14 protein-coding genes and 1 pseudogene are annotated in these 16,177 nt (G+C 38.3%); 2 read left to right on the top strand and 13 right to left on the bottom strand.

The window, feature by feature from the left end; translation table 11 throughout:
- Window positions 1-218: 218 nt before the first annotated feature.
- The 4 genes from KKC46_09205 to KKC46_09190 all read right to left on the bottom strand — a co-directional run bounded on the left by KKC46_09205 (window position 219) and on the right by KKC46_09190 (window position 3,711).
- A complete protein-coding gene (locus KKC46_09205) occupies window positions 219-668 on the bottom strand; it encodes a glycine cleavage system protein H (protein MBU1053992.1) in 450 nt (149 codons plus the stop codon).
- Window positions 669-952: 284 nt separating this feature from the next.
- Entirely contained in the window at window positions 953-1,624 is a 672-nt protein-coding gene (locus tag KKC46_09200) for a cobalamin-dependent protein (protein ID MBU1053991.1), read from the bottom strand.
- Between the two features lie 198 nt (window positions 1,625-1,822).
- Window positions 1,823-2,065 (bottom strand): hypothetical protein, encoded by a 243-nt coding sequence (locus KKC46_09195; GenBank protein MBU1053990.1) that lies wholly within the window; start codon window positions 2,063-2,065, stop codon window positions 1,823-1,825.
- Window positions 2,066-2,085: 20 nt separating this feature from the next.
- A complete protein-coding gene (locus KKC46_09190; GenBank protein MBU1053989.1) occupies window positions 2,086-3,711 on the bottom strand; it encodes an FAD-binding protein in 1,626 nt (541 codons plus the stop codon).
- Window positions 3,712-4,155: 444 nt separating this feature from the next.
- Here KKC46_09190 and KKC46_09185 point away from each other — a divergent pair.
- Window positions 4,156-5,445, top strand: a pseudogene (locus tag KKC46_09185) (sigma 54-interacting transcriptional regulator).
- Between the two features lie 767 nt (window positions 5,446-6,212).
- Complete coding sequence (locus KKC46_09180; GenBank protein MBU1053988.1) at window positions 6,213-7,679, top strand: CDP-alcohol phosphatidyltransferase family protein; 1,467 nt, start codon at window positions 6,213-6,215, stop codon at window positions 7,677-7,679.
- A 6-nt stretch (window positions 7,680-7,685) separates the two neighbouring features.
- Here KKC46_09180 and KKC46_09175 read toward each other — a convergent pair whose 3' ends face one another.
- The 9 genes from KKC46_09175 to KKC46_09135 all read right to left on the bottom strand — a co-directional run bounded on the left by KKC46_09175 (window position 7,686) and on the right by KKC46_09135 (window position 16,136).
- Entirely contained in the window at window positions 7,686-7,892 is a 207-nt protein-coding gene (locus KKC46_09175) for a hypothetical protein (GenBank protein MBU1053987.1), read from the bottom strand.
- A gap of 61 nt (window positions 7,893-7,953) precedes the next feature.
- Entirely contained in the window at window positions 7,954-10,530 is a 2,577-nt protein-coding gene (locus KKC46_09170) for a PAS domain S-box protein (protein ID MBU1053986.1), read from the bottom strand.
- 96 nt (window positions 10,531-10,626) lie between these two features.
- Window positions 10,627-11,253 (bottom strand): YkgJ family cysteine cluster protein, encoded by a 627-nt coding sequence (locus tag KKC46_09165; protein MBU1053985.1) that lies wholly within the window; start codon window positions 11,251-11,253, stop codon window positions 10,627-10,629.
- Window positions 11,254-11,261: 8 nt separating this feature from the next.
- A complete protein-coding gene (locus KKC46_09160) occupies window positions 11,262-12,065 on the bottom strand; it encodes a nitrilase (protein MBU1053984.1) in 804 nt (267 codons plus the stop codon).
- A gap of 56 nt (window positions 12,066-12,121) precedes the next feature.
- On the bottom strand, window positions 12,122-12,601 hold the full coding sequence (locus KKC46_09155; GenBank protein ID MBU1053983.1) for an AsnC family transcriptional regulator: 480 nt from the start codon (window positions 12,599-12,601) through the stop codon (window positions 12,122-12,124).
- Window positions 12,602-13,142: 541 nt separating this feature from the next.
- Window positions 13,143-13,541, bottom strand: a complete 399-nt coding sequence (locus KKC46_09150; protein MBU1053982.1) for a secondary thiamine-phosphate synthase enzyme YjbQ — start codon at window positions 13,539-13,541, stop codon at window positions 13,143-13,145.
- A gap of 223 nt (window positions 13,542-13,764) precedes the next feature.
- Window positions 13,765-14,082 carry a TusE/DsrC/DsvC family sulfur relay protein gene (locus KKC46_09145; protein ID MBU1053981.1) on the bottom strand — a complete coding sequence of 106 codons (318 nt, stop codon included), beginning with the start codon at window positions 14,080-14,082 and terminating at the stop codon, window positions 13,765-13,767.
- 122 nt (window positions 14,083-14,204) lie between these two features.
- Window positions 14,205-15,050 carry an FAD/NAD(P)-binding protein gene (locus KKC46_09140; protein MBU1053980.1) on the bottom strand — a complete coding sequence of 282 codons (846 nt, stop codon included), beginning with the start codon at window positions 15,048-15,050 and terminating at the stop codon, window positions 14,205-14,207.
- A gap of 18 nt (window positions 15,051-15,068) precedes the next feature.
- Entirely contained in the window at window positions 15,069-16,136 is a 1,068-nt protein-coding gene (locus tag KKC46_09135; GenBank protein MBU1053979.1) for a 4Fe-4S dicluster domain-containing protein, read from the bottom strand.
- Window positions 16,137-16,177: the final 41 nt, after the last annotated feature.

Raw genomic sequence — 16,177 nt, 5'->3', positions numbered from 1 at the left:
TGACCGCCTATTGTTACATCACCTATCGTATAGGTTTTTTGTTCCTGAGTAAATGTCAACACTTCTTTATCACTCCTATATACTATCAGATAAAATTTTAGGCTGCGTTATCAGTCGCCCCCCTTCGACAACGTTCTAACTGTACGTTTTACTCAGGGCGACTCCTTCTGGCCTTGCCAAAAACATTATCTGAAAGTCTATTATTTAATATTCGTCGCCTATGCCATTGGAACAATATCATCCGCTTGTTCCTCCAACCACTCCTTTGTTTCATCCTCATCGCCTTTCATCAGCTCTTTAAGCTGTGCATCGGTATCGCCTGTTTTCTCTATCTCTACAACCCAGCCTTCTCCATAAGGATCTTTCATTATTAAAGACGGATCTCCGCCGGCTATTGACGGATTTACGGCAATCACCGTGCCTGAAACAGGGGCGATAATTTCTCTAACGGCTTTACTTGTCTCAACTGTTCCGATCGAATCGCCTTTATTTATTAAAGCTCCTGCATCACATGTCATTTTAATGGTTACCAGTTTCTTTGCCGATCTTACGATTATATCGCTTAAACCAGCGCGTATCTTTCCAGCATCTTCCTTTACCCAAAGAAATTCAGGCGAATATAAAACATCTTCCGGAAATACAAGTTCATGACCCCATAAGTTTTCCATATATTAATACCTCTTTATGTATACTTTTTAAAAAAACTGAATATCGAATATCGAACAAGGAATTTCGAATTGTGAAGTATTTGGCGGATTTTAAACAACCCCCTTTATCCCCCTTTATTAAGGGGGAATTTTACCGCCTCACTTTATCATTTGGTGCTGGTTACAAACCTCAGATATTCTACATTTAATGAGGTTAAACCAGCTTAAATATTCCCCCTTAGAAAAGGGGGCAAGGGGGTTGTTATCTTTTATCTTTTTTCGATATTCATTTATTCACTATAATACTACCTGTTCTTCAGCATGGGCATTTCACCCGCTTTTAACAGCTTAACCTTGCGGATAGCTTCAATAGCGCTGATAGCTGCAGCATCGGCCCCATACTCTTCAGCCTGTTCATCTGTAAATGCCCAGCCTCCGGCAATGTAAATCAAATTATCCCTAACACCTGCATCAATAAGCGCTTTATTAACATTTCCACAATAAGCTTTCACAGGAGATAAAATAGCAGAAGCGCCTACTACAGTTGCATTATGTTTTTTTGCTGCTTCCGCAAATTCCTTGGCAGATTTGTTCTCACCGATGTCAATTACATTATATCCATTGGCAGTAAATACGGCTCCCACTATGCGCTTTCCGATAAAATGCACATCCCCTTCAACCGTTCCGATTATCATCGTTTCACCCATGGGCTCGCCGCCTGCCTCAATAAGAGGACGCAGCTTGTCGGTAGCATCATTTAACATGTCACCGGCAATTATAAGGTCGCTCATGAACCGCTTGCCTGTATCAAATCCCTCGCCTATGATGTTTAAACCGGGATTCATACCTTCTATGATCATATCAAGTGGGCTAATATCCATTTTAAGCCCCTCGTCAATCAACTCAAACAATAAGTCGTCATCAAGATCCATGACGGCTTCTTTCATCTTTACCAACATTTCTGCTTTATTTGACATGGTTCTCACCTTTCCTTATATCAAAGATATATTTTATATAATTCAGTGTAGTTTTGTTCCTAATCCGTATATTATATTACTATTCTGCATAGATAAAATCTTTAATGCAAACAATCAAGCTTCCGAATGCCTGACGTTTTCAGGCATTCGGGACAACGCTGATGCAATTTGAGTTGAAACAGAACCAAACGTAGCCGTCTATTTTTTTTTCTTTTTTTTAAGATCCCGACTCCGTTGATACCCTTTCCAGAGCATGGAGGGTATGGACTTTAAAATATCCCAGGTGAGAAGTTCAAATATGCTCCACAACTCCTCGGGTTTCAAAAAAGCTGTCATGGGCATGCCGCCCATAGCCATTCCCCGGATAACAAGTCGCTCGTCCTGGCGCTTCATCGTTTTTACTTGCATTATTGTTCCGCCGTTTCCATCTACCAGCTTCATAATCGTTTTCCCCTCAGATATTATTTTTGTGACACAGCATGTTCGGCGGCAGTATAACCGGAGGTAGTTGACATGCTACAACCACCGAGAAGACCAAAGCCCATCGGAGTTCTGCCTTGTCCGATACTTCCACCAGCTGTGAAAAATGCAGCGTATAGCCCCGGAATTGGCTTTTGATCATCATTCAAAACCTGCATATGTTCATTAACCCGCAGACCGGTTCCGACTGGCCCCATGCTGCCTGCAACTTTAAGTCCATAATAAGGAGCGTGCTTTATCGGGATCAGGAACCTTTCCGGTGTATTAAATTCCGGGTCCTCACCGGCATCACAATAACTATTCCATTTCTCTATGGCTTCTTTGAACAAAACCTTATCCAGGCCTAACTTTTCAGCTAATTCTTCCAAGGTATCGGCTACTCTTATTGACCCCAGACCAATCGCTTCTTTAACACCTTCATGCCAATCTTTCCCACAAAGCATCTCATCTCTGGTAGCTATTTTGTTGCCCGCTACATCCGTAGTGAGAGGTCGTTTGCAGGATGTGCCAAATATAACATCATCCTGGATCTTCCAGATATTTTCTTCATATTTGTTATCGAAAACCACATATGCCCTTCCTCCGGGTTGCGCACCCATGGCAGGCGGTCTTAACATATACTGAGCTAAGTTGTTGTCCATCATCATGAATCTTTTGCACGCTTTGTTTAAGTGCAGCCAGGGAGCTCTCGATATTTGAACATCTCCGGAGTATAGATATCTGAACCAGGGTCCACCTTTCTCCAAAAGATCTATTCCGCCTTCAAAACAGGTGCAAGAATCCAATCCTGCCACATCGGCTCCAACTCCAAGCCCCATCCTGAAAGCTTCTCCGGTATTGCACGGCAGAGACATTGATACACTGCCGACACCCTTATGAACTGAGGGTGCGTATTTCTTAAGTAAAGTTCTGTTGTGTTGCATACCACCGGCTGCCATAAGTACGGCTTTATTTGCTTTTATAAAAATGGTCTTTCCCTCAGGAATAACTGTAGCTTTTACTCCCACAATTCTGCCGCTGCTATCTTTCACCAATGCATCTACCTGAGTGCTGATCATAAACTTCACACCCTTTTCTTTGCCCTTTGCGGCCAGGAAATTCATAACCGCAGTCATACGGGTCAAACCTATTGTATCATAAGTGCCTTTGGGAGTTACTGCAGGGTATCCACCTTTTTCAATCTCCCATTCAAAGCCTTTATCTTCCATCCAGTCGACAACTTCACCACTCTTTTTTATCATATTACGAAACATATGTATGTCGCCTGTGTAACCTGTCTCAAAAAGGTTTCCCATGGCAACCTCATTAACATCCCATTCTATCTCAGCCTCTATCTGTATCCTGCTGTTGTAAGCATAAAAGGCACCTGCGTACTGGGAGGTTCCACCTTCAAAATCCATCTTCTCAATAATGATCGAAGTATTTCCTTTATCTGCTGCTACTAGTGCACCGGCAAGTCCGCCTCCTCCACATCCCACTACTACCAGATCGGCCTCATGATCCCATTTTTCCGGTGGAGCTACCGGCAGGATCGGTTCCGCATCTTCAGGTCCTTCCAGTGGTTTATTTCCCATCCTAAACTGTGAATTAATTTTGTCTTCACTCATTTTTTTCTCCTCCTGTTGTTTGGATATTTTATTACCTTTTGGTTTATATTTTTTATCTGCCGATAGTTGCTCTTTTTTGCTTCAATTTTTTTTATATCTATTATGTTTATAAACATTATGAGCACAATTCGTGCCACATTTATTATATAATGTAATATTAAAATGTTATAAATATGCAGTTTATCGAAACGCAAAATACAGCGAAATATAATTAATATTTGACAATGATATGGTAATATATTACAAAATTATTAATAAGCATGAGCTAAGCTTATTATTTGAGGAGTCAGAAAACGTACTATTAAGGATTTTTTGAACTATATAATCAATTATTAAAAAAGAAAACTAAAATATTTTCCTGAATATTATATTTTCCTTCTTTAAAAAGCAACTGGAACTTTAACTATGCCTTTAGATGTAAATGATTTTTTTTGTCAGGCTACCATGCGGATTTGCGGAAGTCTTAATATTGAAACTGCTATGTGGGAAACTTTGAAGTATCTGGAAAATTTCATACCCTTAACTGGAGTGGATTTATTGGTTGCAAATCCAGGTATGGCCACTGTGGAAACAGTTGCACGTGTTACACGATACAAGGCTCAAAAAATAAACCGGATACTTCCCATGCCGCGGGAAATACGTAAAGATCTGGAACGTGAATGGCAAAATCTTCAGGATGTTGTAATTGTTAATCGGCCTGAAGAACATCTGGCAGTTAGAATAATGTCTGAATTAGATAACATGCCCGAAACATCAGTTATGATTATGCGTCTTAAAATTCAGGCTGAAAGATTATTTGCAATCACTGCACATGTGTTCGGTAAAGATCAATATAAGAAGGAACACGCCCATATGTTGTCTTTGCTGCATGACCCTTTTGCCATTGCTATGTCAAATGCCCTAAAGCATGAAGAAGTCTTGAAGCTTAAAGAAAAACTGACAGATGATAACAGGTATCTTCATCAGGAGATGCTCCGGATATCGGGAGATGAGATCATAGGCCGTGACAAAGGTTTGAAAGAAGTTTTCGAAATGGTCAGGCAGATAGCTCCTTTAGACGGTCCGGTATTGCTGTTAGGAGAGACCGGGTCCGGTAAAGAAGTAATTGCAAACGCCATACATTATTTTTCTCACCGAAGAAATGAGCCTTTTATAAAAGTTAACTGCGGTGCGATACCGGAATCACTCATAGACAGCGAACTGTTTGGTCATGAAAAAGGGGCTTTCACGGGTGCGGTAGCTCAAAAACGAGGCAGGTTCGAACGGGCCCACAGGGGTACAATATTGCTGGATGAAATCGGGGAGCTTCCGTTAGAAGCTCAGGTTAGACTCTTGCGCGTGGTACAAAACAAAGAAATTGAACGCGTTGGAAGTACAGCACCTGTGCCTGTGGATATCAGGATCATTGCCGCTACCCACAGAAATCTGGAAAACATGGTGATTATGAACAAGTTCCGGGAGGACCTGTGGTTTAGATTACACGTTTTTCCCATAAAAATCCCACCGTTGCGAAATAGAAAGGAAGATATTTATGATCTTATTTACTATTTCATAAAACGAAAATCTGTTGAAAAAAACATTCACCCTTTACCAACTGTCGCGCCTGAAGCCATTGAACGGATCATGGGATACCATTGGCCGGGAAATGTCCGCGAATTGGAAAATATTGTGGAACGTGCTTTAATTCAATATCAGGGGCAAAAAATGTCCGGGCCTTTAACCTTTGAAGACCTGCATTTTAAAGGTACATTGTCAGATTTACCGGAAATGAATAACCAGGATCAAAACACTTCAGATATAGATAAAGTTATACTTCTGAACATCGAACGGATGTTAAAGCATGCGCTCAGTAATGTAAGACCACTTTATATAGAAAACAATAAATCGGACTTAACCAACGAAAAAGATAATTCTGCAAATATTGAAAAATCTGTTCAATCATATCTAAACCGGATATTTAGCCCAAATACCGGAGATACCGTTTTGTCACAGACTGAGCCGTCATTTTTACAATACGGTAACAATGTTGAACAAGTTATAAAACTTGATGATGCAATGTCTTTACATATTAAGAAAGTAGTTAAGCTGGCAAAAGGAAAAATCCACGGACCTGGCGGAGCGGCTGAACTGCTCGGCATTAACCCCAGCACACTAAGATTTAAGATGAAAAAACTAGGGCTTTTATGAAAAAGTAAGGGGTGAAGATATCCTATCTTAAAATTCTTATTAGCTTTTTTCCCTTATAAAAATCAATAGCGGATTGGGTTTACGGCTTTTCTTGACATACGGAAGTATTTTATCTAAAGTTCAGACACTAGAGCCACTTTCAAAACGTTTCAGTTTGGTCAAGCTCAAGGCGGGCGAAAATTTCAACCACAGTAATACATTTAGTATTTCGAGGATTGAAATTTGAGCCCAACGCAGAGATCGGCCAAAATGGGGCGTTTTGAAACTGGCTCACTATATAAAAAGCTATGAAGCCGAACTGATCGGAAATATAAATGACAAACAAAATTAAAACATCCCAAAAAGTCACGGCTATGCTTGTTTATGGCCGCCTTCCGCTTGTCTCCCTTGGAATGCTGTGCGCTATTGCAGTAATGTGGATGCGCAGCCCTGTTATTTATACTATGGGGGTCTTATTTCTTTTTATCTCAATGTCTTTTGATCTTGTTGACGGATGGTTCGCAGCACGGTTCAGTCCAAACCCCACACTTGCTAATTTAGCTGAAAGAATTATGGATAAAATTATTTATTCCATTACTTTCCCTCTTATTGCGGTAGGGGTCATGTGGCGTCTTATTTTTATTTCACCAGGGCATACAAAGCCCGAACTTCTTCATGCCATTTTTATTCTCATTATATGCGTAACAGTTCTGATTCGTGATAATTTCGCACACTTTATCCGGGGCTTTGCTATACAAAAAGGACAGGAACCTGAATTAAGGGAATTTGCAAGGCTAAGAACCATTGTCGCCGCTCCTGTTGGCGCACTGTTATATGCCCATGCTTTTTATGTTCCGAACGGTTCCGGAATACTATATTCCTGGATTTCATGGGCAGGCAATCTTTCTTTGCGTACGCTCTTTATTGTTGAAATCGTTTTTCTTGTAATTAATCTCGGATCTATAGCAGCTTACTGCAGAAAATACGGAACATACTGCCTTGATGATATTTGCGACAGCAATGATCTGTTAAGAAGAAAAATACTCTCATTTTTCCCGAATTCACTTACTATCATGAACGCAATCATGGGATTCCTTGCGGTTTTCTTCGCATACCAGGGAAGGATTAAAGAAGCATACCTTATTCTTATCGGCGCAACAATATTTGATAAGCTTGACGGCGCACTTGCCCGCAAACTTGGCCTGACCGAACCTCTTGCCTCCCATACTTCAAAAATCACTATGGGAAGTATTTTGGATGACTTCGCCGATGCAATCAGTTTCTGTCTCGCACCGGCATGGATATTTTATATAATACTTTCCGGTTCTCAAAATGCTGCTATTTCTAAACTTCCTATTGGCTTTGCCGCTCTCTTTTATTTAATCCTGGGCATAACCAGACTGGTCTATTTCACTGTGGATAAAAACCCCATTCCCGGATTTTTCAAAGGCATGCCTACTCCGGCAGCCGCATTACTTGTAACTGCACCTTTGATTATATTTAATCAAAGTTTATCCGAAAGCTCTCAAACAGTTTATTTCTGGGGAATTTTTTGTTTTATAACCATGATTGCAACAGGCCTAACAATGAATCTTTACCCCGTAAAATATCTTCATCTTGGCCGATTCATGAGTCGGCATCCACGGGTAGGTCAGATATCGCTACTTCTGCTTTTATCGGTTTTCACACCTTATTTTGGGCACATTACTTTTCTATATATGCTTTTGTATCTTTTATCACCAGTTATAACAGGGCGAATTGATCCCAAAGATGCGGCAAGAGAAACCAGAACTATTGTGTAAATATCTTTATGATTCCAGCTTACAATCTTTATCCCATTCGGGACAAACTGTTTTTATATCAGACGAATATTTGAGTGAACATTCGCCACATTCCATATCAATATTCGGAACATCACCATATTTTTCTTTTATTTCTTCAGGCGATAAAACAGTAAGACTTGAGCATCCGCACTGCGGACAGGCCGTTTTTATTGTATATTTCTTTTTTTCCATTTTTTATCTCCTTTTAAGGGTTAACAGAAATGGCTCACATGCAAAATTTTATCAGGCTTTGTCAAATAGTTTTATCGTCTAGTATTTCACGCAGCTTTTGTCTGATCGTGCTGACTCTCAATGGCTTCTGAAGGTAGATGCCATTTTCTTTATCTGATCCATGATCTGTGATAGATTTTGACGGATAACCCGACATAAAAACCACTTTTATATCCGGTCGGGCGGATACTATCGTATCGGCAAGCTTATTCCCATTCATTTTCGGCATAATAACATCGGTCAGCAACAAATCAATAGTCCCTTCATAAGTTTCACTGATTTTTATGGCTTCCTGAGTAGAAACGGCAATAAGAAGCTGGTAGCCTAAAGGGTTTAAGGCTTTTTCAATAATTGAAAGTAATATCGGTTCATCATCTACAACAAGAATCGTCTCGTTTCCCCCACTTATCTGCAAGGGATCACTTTCAGAAAAAGTTTTAATCTCCTTATGATTTGAGACTGGCAAATATATATTAAATACTGACCCTCCATTTATCCTGCTTGTTACATCAATATACCCGTTGTGCTGTTTAATAATTCCGTAAACTGTAGCAAGACCCAGCCCGGTTCCTTTTCCAAGCTCTTTTGTGGTATAAAAAGGTTCAAATATATTCTCAAGCACACTACTACTCATTCCGCAACCGGTATCACTTATTGTGAGCTTCACGTATTCCCCGGGGTTTACATCTTCAAGCTTATTTATATTATCTTCATTCAATACTATTTCCGCTGTTTCTATGGTCAAGACACCTCCATCGGGCATAGCATCTCTGGAGTTTACAGCAAGATTTAACAATACCTGCTCCATCTGGCCCTGATCGCACAGAGCATTCCTGATTGTTTTTGAATGCTTTAACTCAAGCTTTATATCTTCACCTATGATCCGCTTTAACATTCTGGCCATATCGGTTACTACATTGTTAATATTTATATCCTTAATTATCAGCATCTGCTTGCGGCTGAAAGCAAGAAGCTGTTGTGTAAGAGATACAGCCTTTTCTCCCAGACCCAAGATCAGTTCAATGCGTTCTTTTAAAGGATCATCTTTAGAAATATCAAGAAGCATAAGTTCGCTGAAACCTATTATCCCGCTTAATATATTATTAAAATCATGAGCCACTCCTCCGGCAAGACGACCAATGGATTCCATCTTCTGCATATGTAAAAACTGAGATTGTAATACGCGTTGTCCTTCTTCCGCTTTAACCTGATCGCTTATATCCTTTACAATATGAACTATGCCTACAGTTTGCTTATTCTTGCCATAGCGGGGAATTGCCTTGATTTCAAAATGCCTGTCAAGATGAGGTTCAAACATTTTACGAACGGAAACTTCGCCTGATTTTAATGCAATATGGCATGGGCAATCAGACGGTGGACTTTCTGAACCATGATATAGCTGATAACATTTCAATTCATCCATATCCTCAAGAAATATTCCCAGCAGATCTTTTGCCGTCTTATTTGCACGGATAATATTGTACTTGTCGTCATGAATGGTAATAGCGTCATTTATAGTATCAAATGTTTCTTCCCATTCATTTTTTGCCTGAATGAGCATATCCTGCATCTTTATTCGTTCAGTGACATCTTCTCCCGAACTTAACATTCCGGTTATTTTGCCCGTATCGTCTTTTAGTAGTTCTGCATTCCATTCTATAGTTCTTTTTTCACCTTTTTTAGTTAATACAATACTATGAAATTTCATTCTTTCGGTATCAGTTATTTCATTTGATAGTATTTTTTTTGTCAAAATCTTAGCTTCTGACCGTATATCTTCCGGGGTACAAATATCGTTAATATCTTTTCCGATAAGTTCTTTGTCTTCATATCCAAGAACCTCACAGGCCTTTTTATTAATAAGAATCAATTCCATATCAGTATTAATTGCTATAATTAATACTCCGGCAATATTGAGGTATTTTTGAACTGTTTCTTTTTCGTATACCAACGCCGATTCGGTTTGCTTGCGCAAAGCAATATCTATTCCAATACCGATAACATAATGAACATCATTAATATTAATAGGATGTGCGGTAAAATAATAGGGGATTTTCTCTCCGTTTTTGCAAACTAAATATGTCTCAAAATCAATACTGCCCATATTAGATATATTCTGCATTTTCTCAGCCATAACCGATTTACTATAATAATCGATAACATCGGAAGGATGTAACTTCTTAATTTCTTCGGCAGAATATCCGGTAATAATTTCCAAATTTTTATTCCATCGCAGATACTTTCCCGTAGTATCAAGAAGTGAAAAAAGGGCAGGCAAACTGTCTAAAGCCGCATCAGAGAAATCCCTTTCCGATCTTAAGTTCTCATCTTTTTTAATCAGTTCACTATGAATATTATCTATTTGGGTTCCGATGGATTTTGACAGTTTGGCTATTATTACGCTAACTATTGCAGCGATTGCAATCGTAACCAGGGATCTTGAAAAAACAGTATTTACATTTACAACTGATGTTAAAACCCTTATCAGTATGTCGTGTATGAAAACAGCCACAAGCATAACAGGTAAAAATGCCTTTGTTAAGCGACTGTGGATAGAAATTTTTCTCAAAAAAGTTTCCGGATTCTTTTCGTTGGGCATAGATCTCCCTAATCTCTGGCTAAATATTTATCGATAACAATATGCTTTACATCATTATAGGAAACCCCATCTCGCAACTGACAAATAAAACCTGTCTTAGGCCAAATACTGCTTTAAAACAATTAAAACAGGTCTTCCGAACAAAAAATCAAGCAGTTCGGAATCAAGCCCTCCTTTTGTTACAACAATATCCCGCAAGGCTTTATCATACTCGATAAGTTCAGATACTTTTTGTGATAAATATCCACTTTTATTCTTTTTGGATTCATCAATAAGCTTTCTAATTTCTTTATAAGAACATTTTTGATCATGCTCTATTACCATATCCCAAAGCCCTTCAATTTTACCGAAAATACTTTCTCTTGCAAGAAGGTCTTTACCAAATATTTGCTCGATTTGTTTAGTATCATAACAATTAAGAAGTCTGCATTCAAGAGGACGGTCTTTATAAATATCGCATTTATTTTCGTCTTCCTTATAAAAAAAACATGCCCATCTACTTCCCTGTCCCTTGATTTTAATTATATCGGAATCAGCAAAAACAATTTTATCGATTCTGTTGTCGCAAACAGGTTCTCCTTTTCTTACAGTATAAAGATATTTTGCCGGTATACAACCTTCTTCTATAAGTGATATATCCTCCATATGAAAAGACGGGCCTCCCTTTTTACAGCAAGTTCCGCATCTTTTGCATTCTATTGAATTTTTATCTTTATTTCCCATTATATATCTTAATAAATATCAGGTCTTCTGTTTGTTAAGAAATAACGCATTTTATGATTGCGCACCAGATCTAAATCTTTTGCCTTAAGATCGGATACGATCATTTCTTCATTTTCACCAGTATATCTTTCGATAATCTCTCCCGAAGGATTAATTATTATGCCTGTCCCAGGGAAATAGAGGCCGCCCGCATTTCTACCACTCTGGTTACATGCAACCACAAATATACTGTTATCAAAAGCCCTTGCAGTTAGATGCCGCAACCATGACTTGAGCTTTTCATCAGGTGTTTTTCTTGGAGAAGCGTGAGGGAAAAATATAACATCAGCACCCATAAGAGCCATGCTTGTAGAAAGTTCAGGAAAGTGAGCATCATAGCAAAGCTGAATCCCAAATTTTAAACCTTGCGCCTCAAACAACCTGACTTTATCTCCTTGGTAAAACAAATCTTTTTCAACAGGAGCAATATGAAGTTTACGATAAACTCCGATATATCCATCCGGTTTTACAACAAGGTGGCTTGAATATATATGGTTATTTTTATCTTTTTCAAGCATGCCTGCGAGTATCACAATATTATATTTTACAGAAAGCCTGGAAAGTTTTTCTGATATTCTGCCGGGTATTTCTTCTGCTGTTTCGGTTATTTTTTTGTCTATTATATAACCGCTGATATTTAGCTCAGGAAAACACACTATTTTTACACCGGCATCATTTGCCGATTTCAGCCATTTATCCATTGCAATAAGGTTGTAGTCGGCATCGTATATTTTTGAATGAGAAATTACTGCGGCAATACGGGTATCTTTCATTTTACGAAATTAAAAAATATATAAGATAATCGGTTAAAAGTTATAACAATTTGTCGTTATAAATTAAAATGAGCTTTAATTTTGAAGACTTTTGTTGCAGGAAAATTAAAAATCTCCTTAACACCGGTTTTGTTGGATATTTGTTTTAGATTATCCTCTATTTCTTCCATGGAAGGAGCAATAAACGTAAACCAGATATTAAAGCTTCCGTCTCTCAGATAATTATGAGTTACGCCTGGATATCGGTTTATAACTTTTGTAAAAGCTTCTATCTTATCTTCTGGCACCGAAGCTGTGCAAAGCGTGCTGACAAAACCCAGCTTTTCAGGTACAAAATTACCACCTATTCGGCGGATAAAGCCATTATTTTTAAGTTTTTTAAGCCTGTTAATAACATCATCTTCAGTCAGCCCAAGTTCATCAGCAATAACAAAATAAGGACGGGAAGTAACCGGAAAATCAGACTGAATCCGGTTTAAGATGGTTTTATCCATATCATCAAGTGCTATGGTTTTTTTTATTTTCTTTAAATACATTATGATTTATCATTCTCCTATCCTATTGAATATCGAATATCAAACAAGGAATTTCCAACTATGAATGATTCTCTCTCCATCTTCGACATTCATTATACTTTACTATATTCAAATTATTTCCATATGCACCCGAGTAACTCATGTAGGCAGGTTATAAACCTGCCCCTACATCCTGAATCTTTACCTCCGAAAACTAATATCCAATATCGAACAAAGAATTTAGAATTATGAATATTTTTACTTTTTGCGGTTTTAATACTTTTTAACAAATATTGATATTAGTTGATCATTATTATCAATTAAAGTTTCAACTTTTGATTCAGGCTTTATTAAATTCTTCATAATCATTTTCAACAATTTTTTGTTTTTAGTAATGACCCGATTTGATTATTCACACAGCAAAATCTATCAAACGATCTTCGATATCATACCGTTTATCTTCCTTCGATATTCATTATTCCTTGTTCTATATTCGATATTCAAAATACTTTCATATAGTTGTTATAAATTAATTCACTTAGCGCTTATGCCCTTTGGCCCCTTATACTATTCTGATATTGACTCTTCTCGTACGAGGACCGTCAAACTCGCAGAAAAAGATACCCTGCCATGTTCCAAGTTCAAGCTTTTTATTATTAACTACAACAAGTTCGGAAACCCCAACCAGAACAGATTTAACATGAGCCGGAGAATTTCCCTCCATATGACGATAGTCTGCTTCCCACGGAACTATCTTATTTAATACCATAAGGATATCATTTTTCACACTAGGATCTGCGCTTTCATTTATAGTAACCGCCGCAGTTGTGTGTGGAACATAAATCATGCACAGTCCATTTTCAATTTTTTTTTCCATGCATATGCTAAACACAATTTCCTGAACTTTGGATGTAATATCTATCAGTTCTGTTTTTTGAGCGGTCTTAATAGCAATATCCATCTAAACTCCCAAAATAATACCTTTGAAGAATACTCAGTTTTGGTCAAGTACAAGGAAGGTGAGAATTTCAACCACAGGAATACATTAAGTATTTCGAGGAGTGAAATTAGAGCCTGACGCAGTAATCGGCCAAAAGGGGGTGTTATGCAAAGGTCTTAAAACAAAAGGCCCTGCAACTGGCAGAGCCTTTTAATAAATCAAACAACATATTTTTTATTATTGATCAGACGCATCCTGTCGGTTTGGGAAGTCCGGCCATCTTACATGCTCCCTTGCCAGGTCCTGAAGGAAACAGTTCGTAAATATGTTTCAATTTAAAACCAGTAACCTTGGAAAGAACACGAACCATCGGAGCAATACCATTTTTCTCGTAGTATTCGCGAAGCACCTTTATAAGCATTTTATGCTCATCATTAAGCTCGTCAATCCCTTCCTGTGTTTTAACATACTGGACCCATTCTTCTGACCAGTTGGTATATGAATCAATAAAACCATCTTCATCTACTGTAAAAGTTTTACCTCCAAATTGTACTTCCGGCATTTAAACTCCTCCTTTATCAATTAATTATTCTCATGGCTTACAGCCTATCATCAATAATATACTTATCGGACATATAATATCATTGATCTGCCAATGTCAATATAAAAAGGTTAAAAGAATTATCAATATTCTCTTGGCGTAGCATTGAGTTGTGCAAGGGTAAATACAGGACCGTCCTTACAGACAAATTCCTTTCCTATATTGCATCTTCCACACATACCTATCCCGCATTTCATCCTGTTTTCAAGCGACATAATAATATGGTCATGATCATATCCCAGTTTGTCTAAAACAGGCTGGGTAAATTTTATCATTATTGGCGGCCCGCAAATTATGGCATAAGTATCGGCATCGGCATTAGGTGCTTTTTGTTCTGTAACAGTTGGTACAAAACCAATATTATATTTCCATTCAGGATCATTTGTAGCATCAACCGTAATATGCATATTTATGTCATCACGCCTTTCCCAAGCGGCCAGCTCTTCTCTGTAAAGAAGCATCCCTGGTGTACGGGCACCATAGATTACATTAATATCTTTAAATTTATTTCTGTTGGCAGGATCAAGCATAAAGATTATTGAAGAACGAAGTGTTGTAAAAGCAAAACCGCCTCCAATGATCACTATATTTTTACCTTCAAGTATATCCCAGGGATAAGAATTGCCACAAGGTCCTCTTATTCCCATGATATCCCCAACCTTCATGGAATGCAGGTATGAAGAAACCAAACCGACTTTATTTACGGTAAACTTGACAAAGCCTTTTTCGACAGGAGAAGATGCAATACCAATAGGTATTTCCCCTTTCCCAGTCACTGAAAGTTCTGCAAATTGCCCGGCTTTGTAAGAAAATTTCTCTTCATCCTCCGGGTTTAAAAAAACAAACTTGAATGTTTTAAGATTCCTGTCTTCAGTTTCAGTTATTATTTCATCTATACGCACAGGATAAGGCATATATGGATTTTGCACTTTAATACCCTCCTCTTTTCACTTTTCCGAACAAGCGCAGGCGTTAGGATCATAACTATTCATCATATCACAGACCCTGCGTATATCAATGTTAACCGGACAGGCGCGTATGCACCGACCGCAGCCGACACACTGAATTCCTTTATCATATTTATCAACATAATACTTCAGCTTATGCATAAATCTCTGGCGTACCCTGTGAAGTTTGGTACCTCTCGGATTGTGACCTGTGCCATGAATTGTAAAAAGAGGAAACATACAACTATCCCAGTTTTTCATGCGTATCCCGGCACTCCCGGAGTTTTCATCCTGAATATCGAAACACCAGCATGTCGGACAAAGAAACGTGCATGTCCCACAGTTTATACAGGCAAATGAAACATCTTCCCAAAACGGAGCCTCATAAAGCTCATTTGTGGTTTTGTTTTTAAGCTGGTCTGAAACAACTGACGAACTTATCTTAGCCTCTGCTTCTTTTTTAAGAGTATCTATTTTTTCATTGGCACTGCCGTCAGCTTCAGTATTTAATCCGGCATTCTTTAACAGATCTTCACCTTTAGGCGTAATAGCTTTTGCATAATAGCAATCATCCGCATCAGCAAGAAGGATATCAAGGCTTTCTTCACAAAAAGGGCCAGAGCCTGCACTTGTGCAAAAACAGGTGCTGCATGGATTATTGCATGCAAAACCTATTAATGTCGTTGCTTCATATGATTTAACCCAGTATGGATCTTTATAATCAGGATTATCAAAATTTCTCTTTACAAGCAGAAAAGCCGCTGCATCACAGGGCCTGATCCCCAAAACAGCTTTAGGCGAATAATCTTTAGCAGCATCTTTCATCACATGATGGTCAGCTTCTTTTTCATCAAGAGAATACTCGAACATAACCTCGGTCTGTGGATATACTATCGACTTTGGGGAAAGGCGCGTATTTTGAAAATTCAAATCCGGCAATTCTCCTTTTCCAAGCTCTTTGAAATCATGAAATTTCTCACCCATGACCGGACCAAACAACCGATAACTGTCCTGAATTTTCGTTATTCCATCAGCCCAGTCATTTTTATCAATTTTAATAACTTTCATAGCAATAGCCTTATTTTTATCACGGTTTACAAGTTATTAGC

Source organism: Pseudomonadota bacterium (genome assembly GCA_018817425.1).
Lineage (GTDB): Bacteria > Desulfobacterota > Desulfobacteria > Desulfobacterales > RPRI01 > RPRI01.
This window is presented reverse-complemented; position numbering and strand designations above follow the sequence as displayed.